Here is a 10,976-nt window from a genome sequence, read left to right as displayed (position 1 = left end):
GGCCCGCCTTCGACGCCTTCGCGACGCCCGCCGTCTTCTGGCATGCTGCTGTCCCCCGACACCCTTTCGGACCGAGGTAAGCCAGCGAACCCAAGGATCCTCCTCCGAATCCATCCCAGCTGCGCTGGGGATACAACAGAGCGCCTCACGGCGCACTCCCGGCGTGACACTCTCGCGTCACCGGGCTCTTCTTGCCCTTCTCACCAGAAGCCGTGGATCCATTGCCAGTGCGCGAACAGCGTGGGGTACTGTAAGGTGATCCTCTTCCACGCCCGGTGCGCTTTGGCAAATGTCCTCAGCCGTCGATACTTCTTCCGTATCCACCGCAGCAGATTTGCGCTGATGCGATAGAGGAGCGGATACAGCTCGGTCTTGTAGAAGGCACCGTAGTACTGCATCCAGCCCCGGATGACAGGATTGACCGCACGGGCGATCCCATCCATAGTGTGACCGGTGAGCGTATGAAGTCGCCAGGACTTCACTTTCTTGCCCATCTTCTTGATGGCGTCCTTGCTGGCCGCCGGGACGAACCCGGTGAACACGTTCCCGTTCCGCGCCCGCACCCCTCGCGCCCGGAAGGTGAAGCCAAGGAAGGTGAATTCCGTGTGCTCATGCGAGCCACGTCTCTTCCCGTCCTTGCAGTACACGATCCGAGTTTTCTCCGGGTGCAGGCTGACGCCGACCTGCTCCATCCTCTTCCGCAGCCTGTCCAGCACGAACCTGGCCTGGGCCAAGGACTTACAGTGCACGACCGCATCATCGGCGTAGCGCTCAAAAGGACAGGCCGGGAATTCCCGGACCATCCACAAGTCGAACGCGTAATGCATGAACAGATTGGCGAGTACGGGACTGACCGCAGATCCCTGTGGGGTTCCGCGGTCCCGTTCCGCCAGCGTCCCGTCGGGCATCCTGACGGGAGCGGCAAGCCACCGCTTCACGTAGAGGAGTACCCAGGGCAAGGCGGTATTGGCCTCGACGGCCGCGATGATGCGGTCCCAGGGAACGGTGTCGAAGAACTTCCGCACGTCCAGGTCGATGACCCAGTCGTACTTCCAGCACCGCTCCCGGCATTTCCGCACGGCGTCCAGCGAGCCTTTCCGGGGCCGGTACCCGTAGGAGTCCGGGTGGAACTTTGGCTCCACCACGCCCTCCAGTCGGGCCGCGACCACGGTCTGCGCTATCCGGTCACCAATGGTGGGAACACCGAGCATCCTTGTTCCCGCACCATGCTCCTTCGAGATCTCAACTGCCTTTACCGGGGGCGGGAAATATGATCCCGACGACATCCGGTTCCAGATCCTGTACAGGTTTCCCTTCAGATCGGACTCGAATCCCGCCAGACCGACCCCGTCGACCCCGGCAGCCCCCTTGTTGGCCGCCACCTTCCGATAAGCCTGCCACACCTCCCACTTGGAAATGTCAAACGACTTTCCTGGTGATACCTGCCCGCTCACCTGATTCCTCCCAGCCACGCTGGTTGATCCTGCAAACGAACCACGGACAAGCCAGCCCCTTCGCTCCGCTCCCACCGCATCAAGCAGGAACCTCACCGCTACTACGAGCTGGTCCGCCTGCGCGCCCCGCGACGGTACTCAATTCCTTGCGGTTCAAACGCTTGGAACTCTCCCTCTCGCCGCACTTTCCAAGGCGGCAGTGTCGGGGCGCGCCATCCCACGTTCCGTACGAAAGCCGCAGTCCAGGCTCGCGCCACCTCTGCGCCGGGCACCACCTGGCCAGCGATCCGGGCAACCGCCAGGCTCATCCCGGGCCAAGCAATAACACCCGGTTTTGATGCCACTTCTCTAAATAACGACGCTATCAGACGGTGAATCCCTCGCGGGACTTTCGATGCAACGCCTTCCTGGACCCCACCTGACGCATCACGTGCGCCTTTTCCCTCGTCGCTCACCACGACGGTCTTCAGCCAACGCAGCAGAGGGCAGTTTGAAGCCTCCCCCCGAAGGGCGGCTCCGGAGGGCCTTCAATCCTCCATCTTTCGTACAGCACCGCCGTCCATCACCCAGCTAACAAGCAACTTTCAGCGTTCGTGGCACACCGGCTTTTTTCAGGAACTGGTTCTCCATCCGCAGCTCGCGAACTTCCCGCTCGAGTTCGCGTAGCCGAGCGCTTTCTTCGTTGGTCGGCGGTGGTTCCTCGCCCGCGTGGGCGCGCCGGTAGGTGGCGACCCAGGCTCCGAGCGTTCCCTCGAGTATGCCGAGTTCACGTGCGACGTCGGTGATCGGACGAGATGTCTCGATCACCATCTTCACAGCCTCGTCCTTGAACTCGGGCGAGAACTTCCTGCGCTTCTGCGTCAACTATCATTCCTTCCGGACTGCCCCTATTCTAGTAGGGGGCACTGTCCGGAAGGAAAAGGGCACCTCAGCATCACGAAGATCCGCGTCATGTTGCAATCCCTCGTAGGGGCGATGAGGACCTGCGCAAGTCGCTCGACGGCGCCGTGCTGATGCGGTTGCAATCCCTCGTAGGGGCGATGAGGACGCTCATCGAGAGGACCAGGACCTGATGCCCTTCCTCGTTGCAATCCCTCGTAGGGGCGATGAGGACGTGCGCGTGTCGCTGGGCGGGCGGCCAACCTACAGGTTGCAATCCCTCGTAGGGGCGATGAGGACCCGGCAGGCGGAATCTGAAGAACGGGAAGGTCCTGAGTGTTGCAATCCCTCGTAGGGGCGATGAGGACACCTAGAAGGCAGGCTATTCGGAGAGCATCAGTTCAGGTTGCAATCCCTCGTAGGGGCGATGAGGACTGCTCGCGGATCCCAGCTCGGCCGCCAGTACATCGCGTTGCAATCCCTCGTAGGGGCGATGAGGACGTGTCGCGGACGGGGTCGAGGGCGGGACCCGCCTCGTGTTGCAATCCCTCGTAGGGGCGATGAGGACTCCGTACCCGCATGACCTACGTCATCGGCCGGTTCGTGTTGCAATCCCTCGTAGGGGCGATGAGGACTCAATACCTCTTGCTGCGTGCCGGTGAACACGTGCTGTTGCAATCCCTCGTAGGGGCGATGAGGACCGCACCGCTCACCGTCGCCATCGGCTGCGCCGGCGGAGTTGCAATCCCTCGTAGGGGCGATGAGGACTCGAGGAGCGGCCGGGGCAGGCCGGGCTGGGCGGCGAGTTGCAATCCCTCGTAGGGGCGATGAGGACATTACAAAAACTCTTGGTGGCGGATCACCAACTGGTTGCAATCCCTCGTAGGGGCGATGAGGACATGAACTACGGAAGAAAAATAAACGCTGCTCTTTTGGTTGCAATCCCTCGTAGGGGCGATGAGGACCCGAGTAACTCGAACCCAAGGCGAGACTATCTTCAAGGTTGCAATCCCTCGTAGGGGCGATGAGGACTCCAACCTGTGCCGTGTCGTGATGCTCGGCGCGGCCAGTTGCAATCCCTCGTAGGGGCGATGAGGACCACGCCACCACCTGGGACGACAACGGCCTCGTCGTGTTGCAATCCCTCGTAGGGGCGATGAGGACCCGAGTATAAACTCGCAGGCCACACGGCGTGTCGCGAGGCTTCGCAGGGCCCGATCTGCAGCGAACCTCCGGTCTGACATCAACATCCCCACGATCACGTCGGCCGACTGATCGTCTACAGGATGTCAGCCGAGGCTCTCGAAGGCGACGTCAGCACCGGGCGATAGGGTGTAGACGAGCACGTGGTCGTGCAAGCGGTCGATGACCTTCTCGACCGAAGCCCAGGAGCTGTGCGGGGCTGAGGTTCCCCTCGAAGACGCTGCGTTGCACACGGTGCAGGTACCGCCGACACAGACCGACGATCTTGCTAATGCGTTCGGCGGCGGTATCGTAAACGACGACCACCTACACGTTCTGTCACCACCAGATCCGGAACGGCCTGTATCGCTCGCCCTCGAGGCAGATGCGAACGGTGGTTCGCCCTGTATCTGAAATGTACGGCCGCTCCCTGACATTTTTCGAACCTCCCCGCACCCGTGGGGGTGGGGAGGACGGTGGCTTGCGCAGCCCGTTCTCCCTACGCTCGTGTCAACAGGCCCGCGAAATCGGGCCCTTCATCTAACCGAGAGTGAGCCGGAGCCAACGGGAACTGGCCGCCGGCGATCACTTCTCTGCCCACGACGCCGTTGGTCACAGCAGGCCCATCCCGGGTTCGGGGGGAGTCATGTCCCTCGGGTTCCAGCCATGGATTGAAAGATCAATTGTATCGGCCGTGTCCGCGCGATCAGGCCCGTCCACGGCCTCCCCTGGATCCAGTGAGCCCTCTGGCCTGCCCGAGGCGTGAGGCGCACGCGAACTGGGTGGCACAGGGTCTGGTGGAGACCTCGGCGGCGGAGTGGGCACACCTGCCGGATGGTGTGGTGTCACCGGTGTGGTCGCCGGAGCTTCAGACGGGTCGTCGCATTCGGCAATGGGGCCAGTCGCCGCGAATGGTGTGGTAGGTGGGGTGTTTCCTCCGCCCGGTGGTTCCTCCGGTCCCGCCGGCGCGGGGTCGGGAGGCTCTGCGACGTCCGTGAAGACCGGCGTCGGGCCCGGCGGGTCAAGCAGGCTGGCGAGCTGGTGCGGGATGTGGCGCGCCGCCAAGGCGGCGACGGTGACCTGGGGTTCTCGGCCGTTCAGCTGGGGGACGTGTTGGCGCAGGTGCAGCATGAGTTCGTGCCGGGGCAGCATCAGCGCGCTGGCGAGATCGCGGCTGGGGACGGTGATCCAGCCGTGGTACGGGTCACCGACGGTGGCGGAGTCGCCGTGGTAGTCGAGGCTGACGGCGGCCGGCGGTGCGGCCGGGTGGAGGGGTTCGGTGTGATGCGCGGGCTCGCGGGCGGTGTCGGTGCGGACGAGGTCGATCTGGAGGGCTCGTTGCGCAGCGTGGTAGGCGGCTTCGGGTGTCCGGTAGGGGCCGCGGACGATCAGTGAGGTGCGGGTGATGCCGTGGAGGTAGCCGAACCAGGAATGCACCGTCCGCGGCTGCTGGGTGCCAGGCGCCCCTGGTGCGGACCAGACGTTCGCGGTCAGCTCGCGCTGCGGGGTCGGGGATTCGGCGGCGAACTGCAGGACGTCACCGACGTCGGTCAGGCCGGGGACGAATCCCCGCCCGCCGGGTCCGATCGCCCAGTGGTCGGCGCCCCAGCCGTGCGCGGAGCGGGAGTCCGGCCACAGGGTGGCGGCGCGGACGTTCCAGCCAGGTGGCGGGCGGAACGGCAGGTCGAGGACGACCGATCCGGCGGCCACGCGGAAGGAGTGGAACGGGGTGTTGTCCGGCGCGGTCGGCGAGGGCAGGCTCACCAGAACCGCCGTTGACCCCGAGGCCGATTCCGACGCGCCCGGCCGCTACTCCGATCACGATCTTGCTGGGGCAGGTGCGGAAGCCCGGCGGCAGGCCTCGACCATTCCCGGAATACGTCCCACGGTGCTTCCCCGTCCTGGTCACCCATCGGGAACGTCGTCCCCTGGCCGGGCCGGGCAAGCGTGGATCCCGGCGGGGTGTCACCGTCGTCGGGGCTGATCCGGCGGCGGGCGGCAGCCTGGCGGGCGAGATCACTGTGGGAGAGCCTGCGGCCGGTCGCGAGGGCGTGCAGGTCCTCGTCCAGATACCAGTAGCGGCCGAACAGGTGGGCGGGCGGCAGGGTGTTGTGGACGAGCAGGGCCTGGCCGGGGGCGACCTGCCGCAGCAGCGCCGAGGGCAGCAGCTCGACCCGGGTCGGGCTGCGTGAGACCCCGCGCCGGCCGGCCGGGCCGCCCAGACCGATGCTGTCGACGGAGGTGGACGTCTGCAGGATGTGCTCCTGACCGAGCAGACCGGCGGCGTACTCGAGGGTGGAGCGGTCGGACAGTCCGGCGAAGAACACCTTTGTGACCGCGTTGGAGATGACGACGTCGGCCTTCGGCCCGTAGGCGGCGTCGATCTGCGCCTTGCTCTGGTAGATCAGCAGCAGTTGGATACCGATGCCGGCGCAGGTGGAGATCCGTCCGGGCAGGTTACGCATCGGCCAGTTGCCTGCCTCGTCGACGACGACGAGCAGCGGTGGGTCCAGCGGGGTGTCGGTGTGGCCGACGTGGCTGTAGGCCTGGCGCATCAGGTCGTCGAGCAGGCCGCCGAGGACGGGCGCGAGCCGCTCGGCGTCGTCGAGGTCCGCGCTCAGATACAGGGTGTTCGCCGCCCGGCCGTCGGGGCCGCGGTCGAGCAGCCAGTCGAGGTCGATCTGGGACACGGCGGCGGAGGCGGCGATCCGCGGCTCCTGCCAGGGCTGGATCATCTGGCGGGCGACCAGGTAGGTGGAGGAGACCTGCTTGCGGTCGTTCGCCCAGATCCCTTCGAAACCGGCGAGGACCTGAGCGCCGTCGGTGGCGATGGCCGGATCTCGATGGGACGCCAGCGGGTTCAGCAGGCCGCGGACGGTGTCCCGGTCCATGCCGACGACCCAGCGGACGACCGTGTCCATGCCGAGGTCGACGGTGGCCGCGGTCCAGAACAGCTGGCCGAGGAGGTCTTCGGCCGCGGACGTCCAGAAGCTCATGTCGCCGGAGGAGTTGGACGTCCAGGAGGTGGCGTTCGCGATCGAGCGGGCGGCGCGGCGCGCACCGGCCAGGCTGCGGGCCGCGCTGAGCGGGGACCAGGACGCGCCGAGCTCACCGGTGGCGCCGGCGGGGTCGAACACGGCGACGTCGCCGAGCTGGCGGCGCCGGGCGATCGTGGCGCCGAGCAGGTCGTTCTTCACGCTCAGGGCGATCAGCGGGCCGTCCCATTCCAGGATGGCGGGGATCGCCAGGGCGGCGGTCTTGCCGCACTGGGACGGGCCGAGGGCGATCACGCTGCCGCGCGGGCCGCGGCGGCGCTGCGCGCGTCGCACCAGCCAGCCTGGCACCGCCGGGTCCAGCGGGCGGTGGGAGTCCTCGGTGGCGACGAGCCGTCCGCGGGGGCTGCCGACCCGGCCGAGGATCATCCGGCCGCGGCGAGGGGCGCCTACCCACAGCGCGGCCAGATCCGCCGGGCGGGCCAGCCGGGCTTCGGGATCGATCCCGAGCCGGCGCCGGTCCGCCACCCCCGCCCGGTCGCGGACCATCACCAGCGCCGCCAGCCCGCACAGCACGGCCAACACCACCAGCGGCAGGATGGTCGCCGCCCAGGAGCCCAACGGTCCTGGGCTCACGCCGCACGTCTGTCCGGTCGGGCTTGCCGACTGCCGGGCCGGTGGTGTGGGCACGTCTTCGCACCGGCGCCGGCCGCCCGCGGCGATGTGCTTCCGGTGCTGTCGCGCAGGCCGAGCAGGGTGGCGAGTTCCGTGACGGCCCGTTGCCGGCGCATCCGAACCGCCCGATCGGTCACGCCGTCGCGGGTGGCCACCTGCTGCGCGCTCAGTCCGTCGATGCCGAACTCGACCAGGACGCGCAGGGCGGCGCCCGACAGCCCGAGGCGACGTCCCGTGGCCAGCAGGTCCACCAGCTCCAGCAACGGGTCCCCGACTCGGTCGTCATAGGGAGCGGACGCCGCCCGGCGGATCGTCAGGTGCTCGGCGAGCAGTGGTGGCGGGACCAATGTGGTCAGCCGATCGACGATCCGCTGCCGGCCGAAGACCGCGCGCTCGGTGTCGAGAACGATGTTGATCCAGGTCTTCTCGGGTCGGCGCTCCACCGGGTAGGTCGTGACGACGATCCACGCCGAGGCCAACAACTCGTCGAAGACCGTGTCGAAACCGCGGTCGGCGCTCCGGCAGTGCGCCGCGGTCTTCATGACCAGTGCCGGGACCACCCGGGCGACAGCCACCCTGGCCGCCGCGACGTCCCCCTGCGTGGCGCGGCACAGCAGGAACAGCAGCCGGCCGTTCGCCACGACATCGGGGACCGACCGGTCACGGCCGCACCCGTCGACCACCTCCTCGGCACCCGCGAGGCCCGTCATCAACGGCGATGCCTCCTGCCAACGGCGCACCGCGTCGATCGACTCCGGGCTGTCCGTCCAGGCGTCCCAGTCGCGCCGCCAGCGCGCCAGGCACGGCGATACAGACCGGTTCTGGGTGCTACGAGGTGGATTCGTGCCCGTGGAGATTCTTTTCGTCATGACCGCGCAGGCTCGCGACCGGTATCCCCGCGCCGTTCCCGGGCGAGATCCCCGCCACCGTCCGCTCGGCTTTCTCCACCGGTGTTTTCGTCGCTCCCACGACACTCGCGCCGGAACCTTCCTCATCACGGTCTCGAACGACGTCCGGGCGTTCGTGACTTCGTAGCGTCGTCCGCTTCCGGCGGGGCTCCCGCACGCGCTTCCTCCTGCGTGCGTGTCCCTCGTGTTCGGAGGCCAGCCCGCAGCAGCACCGATCCCGCCGAGCCCGAGCCCTGATGCACAACGCACCGGCTACCGACTGCGCGTGGCGAGAGTCGCTTCGCGATCGGGCGCAGCATGAAGCACCACCCGCGGCTCACCGACACTTACCTGCGCGGGGAAGGACCCGAGAGCATCGTGGTGAACGACGACGCCAGTCAGCCCGGCCAGCGCCCCCAAGGTGCGGCGCACGTCGAGATCGAGGTACCCGCGGGTGGATGGCGGTTCCGCCGCTCACCGGGCAACACCGGCCGCATCACCGCGGAGCTTGTCATCCGAGGCGAGAACCCCGCGGACAAGATCTCCGTCTACGGCGCCGCATCAACCTCGTGGGGCATCGAGACACAGCTCGGGTTCCCCATTCCCACCACCATCCGGGATGCGCTACGGCTCATACCTCCCGTAGCCACGAACCCAGGGCTAAGGATCTCAGCACCCGCGCCGTGGATAGGCGCGAGCGACTACCAGCCCACACGAGCCAGCATGGTTCATCTCCCCGACACGTTCAACGTCTTCACCTACGGAACACTCCTCCACATCAAACCGCCGATACGCACCTGGGAGGAGGGCCCCTACCGCATCGACGTCGTCGGCACCGAACTAACCTTCGAAAACCGGGATAGCCCGACTCTGCAGGTCGCATACCGTATCTGGCACGCCCAGCGCATCGTCTTCGCCTCCGGGGCTCTACCAGTGCCCATCGGCTCCGACATCCAGGCAGACGCCACGCTGCGAAGCATCGCCGACCATGCGCTCACGGCAGGAACCGGTCGAGAGCCAACCGACCTGCAACGAGAATTTCTCGCGAAACACAGCGCCGAACTCCGCTCCGTACTCACCCCACCGACGTCGCCGTACCCGATCGGGACACGGGTCAAGGTCCGCGGCCTGGCCGGTTCCACACCTGCCAGTGGCATCATCACCGACACGATCGTCGGCGACGACGGCGCGCTGCACTACGGCTGGCGCCCCGACGTCGCCCGCCTTCCCGGCCATCCCATGGGGCAACGCCTCGACCAGCAGCTCGTCGCCCCCGCGCAGAACGTCCAGCCCACCCTGCATTCCCCCGACGCGGGCCTCAGCAGCAACCAGGAAGCCGAAGTCCTCGTCTACGGCGCCAAGGTCCGTGCCATCGACGACCCCCGATTCGCCACCGGCACCGTCCTGCGCGCCATCCTCAAACCCGGCGGCCAGCCGACCTACGACATCCAGCCCGACCAGAGCTCACGCGCGCCGATCCGCATCCACGCCGCCGACGTCGAACCAATCGCCGGCACCGCCTGGCCCACCCTTCAAGCCCTCCTCGACGCCCGCGCCGACGCCGGCATCTCCCTGGAATCCGGCGAACTCCTCATCACCCTGCGCGAAGCCACCTTCGTCCGCGACGGACCCACCGGACCACTGCCCGCCTTCCCCCCGCAGGAATGGCCTTCCCAGGACCCGATTCTCGACCCCGAATCCCCCGACATCCCCACCCCAGCCCCGCCACACCACACGCGTCCGAGCCACACTCCGGCACCCAGAATCGTCATCGAGGACGATTACACCCGGGTCTACGATCCCCGCCACGAACTCCTCATCGCCCCCAACCAGCCCTTCGAAATCGCCCTGACTCAACCCCGAGAAAGGCTCATCGAGCTCCTCAACACCCTCCCAGATCTCCACCTCGCCGGCGATGAATCCCTCGTCACACTCGCAGCCCTAACCGCCCAGCACATGCCCGACGAAGTAAACTCCATCTTCACGGCAGAACCAGGAGTGGACACGAACAACCCGGACCAGGTCGCCGCAGTTGGCCAAGACCTCGACGATATTTACCCTCCATCGGTAGGCGATACGGAGCCACCCGATATGAACCTCGACCTGTAGTACGGGCAAGAGCGGGCGGCGAGCGCCGGACGCCGCGCCCGCCGGGTACGCGATGATGACTGATCGGGCAAGCGGCGCAGCGTCCTACCTGACTATGCCTTGGGCAAGCAGCTCGGAATTGATGGGTTCGGGCTTGCCCCCGCCACCGAAGGACCGCGTGTCAGCCACGGCGCCTGTGGTGCTTCGTGCGGGTCATCGCCTCCTTCCACATGTGCTCCAGCTGGTCGACCGCTTCCCCTCGAACCTCGTTCCCCGATGCGTAGGTGGTGTTCCAGCCGAATCCCGGGACCTCGTCAAGGAGCTGGGATGTTGGAAGGCCGTCCGCCGGGTCGACCAGGAACTCGAAGACCACCTCGGCATACCAGGCGGTCTTGTCCGGGTCGTCCCAGTGCACGTCCTCGTCGATCTGCCCGTCGGTGAAATAGCCGCTTCCAACGATTCCACGCGGCTCCACTCCCTGTCGCAGCAGGTAGAAACGATCGCCGGGCTCGACTCCGTACCTGCGTGCACCCATGGACCACATGGCTTTGATCGTCGCGCCGGAAGCAATCCGGGCGACGCCGCCTTCGTAGTTGCCGCCCTCCTCCTCCCAGTCGTAGGAGTCGGGATTCCATGTCAGCATGAAGGTTCCCACGGCCGATCCCCCGATCACTTCAACGCTATAGAGAGCACTTTCCGAGCGGCTGGCCTGCTCACCTGGCAGTGGCGCGAGCACCTGCCACCGATGGCGACAATTGTGCCGCAGCCGCCGGGCATCTCGACAGCAGGGTGGTCAGCGGCCCGGGAGAGGGACTGGC

At 66.9% G+C, this 10,976-nt stretch carries 6 protein-coding genes, 2 pseudogenes and 1 CRISPR repeat array; of the genes and pseudogenes, 1 reads left to right on the top strand and 7 read right to left on the bottom strand.

Annotation, left to right across the window (positions count from 1 at the left end; translation table 11 throughout):
- Nucleotides 1–200 precede the first annotated feature (200 nt).
- The 6 genes and pseudogenes from ltrA to FREUN1FDRAFT_RS26920 form a co-directional block, all read right to left on the bottom strand.
- Nucleotides 201–1,454, bottom strand: coding sequence for a group II intron reverse transcriptase/maturase (gene ltrA / locus FREUN1FDRAFT_RS26940; protein WP_006543440.1), 1,254 nt, complete (start codon nt 1,452–1,454; stop codon nt 201–203).
- A 603-nt stretch (nt 1,455–2,057) separates the two neighbouring features.
- Nucleotides 2,058–2,318 (bottom strand): annotated as a pseudogene (locus FREUN1FDRAFT_RS26935) (transposase); the annotation flags it as partial.
- A gap of 89 nt (nt 2,319–2,407) precedes the next feature.
- A CRISPR array of direct repeats spans nt 2,408–3,497; the repeat unit is 30 nt; unit sequence GTTGCAATCCCTCGTAGGGGCGATGAGGAC.
- A 125-nt stretch (nt 3,498–3,622) separates the two neighbouring features.
- Nucleotides 3,623–3,842 (bottom strand): annotated as a pseudogene (gene cas2 / locus FREUN1FDRAFT_RS48235) (CRISPR-associated endonuclease Cas2).
- A 285-nt stretch (nt 3,843–4,127) separates the two neighbouring features.
- Nucleotides 4,128–5,279 (bottom strand): hypothetical protein, encoded by a 1,152-nt coding sequence (locus FREUN1FDRAFT_RS26930; RefSeq protein WP_006543437.1) that lies wholly within the window; start codon nt 5,277–5,279, stop codon nt 4,128–4,130.
- The gene (locus FREUN1FDRAFT_RS26925; protein WP_006543436.1) at nt 5,276–7,144 is read right to left on the bottom strand and encodes a type IV secretory system conjugative DNA transfer family protein; all 1,869 of its coding nucleotides are present in this window, start codon (nt 7,142–7,144) and stop codon (nt 5,276–5,278) included. The genes FREUN1FDRAFT_RS26930 and FREUN1FDRAFT_RS26925 overlap by 4 nt, the downstream gene beginning before the upstream one ends.
- Nucleotides 7,141–8,052, bottom strand: a complete 912-nt coding sequence (locus tag FREUN1FDRAFT_RS26920; protein WP_232295429.1) for a sigma-70 family RNA polymerase sigma factor — start codon at nt 8,050–8,052, stop codon at nt 7,141–7,143. Before FREUN1FDRAFT_RS26920 ends, FREUN1FDRAFT_RS26925 begins: the two co-directional genes overlap by 4 nt.
- A gap of 336 nt (nt 8,053–8,388) precedes the next feature.
- On the opposite strand from FREUN1FDRAFT_RS26920, the gene FREUN1FDRAFT_RS26915 reads away from it, so the two are divergent.
- A complete protein-coding gene (locus FREUN1FDRAFT_RS26915) occupies nt 8,389–10,179 on the top strand; it encodes a hypothetical protein (RefSeq protein ID WP_006543433.1) in 1,791 nt (596 codons plus the stop codon).
- Nucleotides 10,180–10,339: 160 nt separating this feature from the next.
- Here FREUN1FDRAFT_RS26915 and FREUN1FDRAFT_RS26910 read toward each other — a convergent pair whose 3' ends face one another.
- The gene (locus FREUN1FDRAFT_RS26910) at nt 10,340–10,813 is read right to left on the bottom strand and encodes a hypothetical protein (RefSeq protein WP_035953702.1); all 474 of its coding nucleotides are present in this window, start codon (nt 10,811–10,813) and stop codon (nt 10,340–10,342) included.
- Nucleotides 10,814–10,976 lie beyond the last annotated feature (163 nt).

Source organism: Parafrankia sp. EUN1f (assembly GCF_000177675.1).
Classification (GTDB): domain Bacteria; phylum Actinomycetota; class Actinomycetes; order Frankiales; family Frankiaceae; genus Parafrankia.
This window is presented reverse-complemented; position numbering and strand designations above follow the sequence as displayed.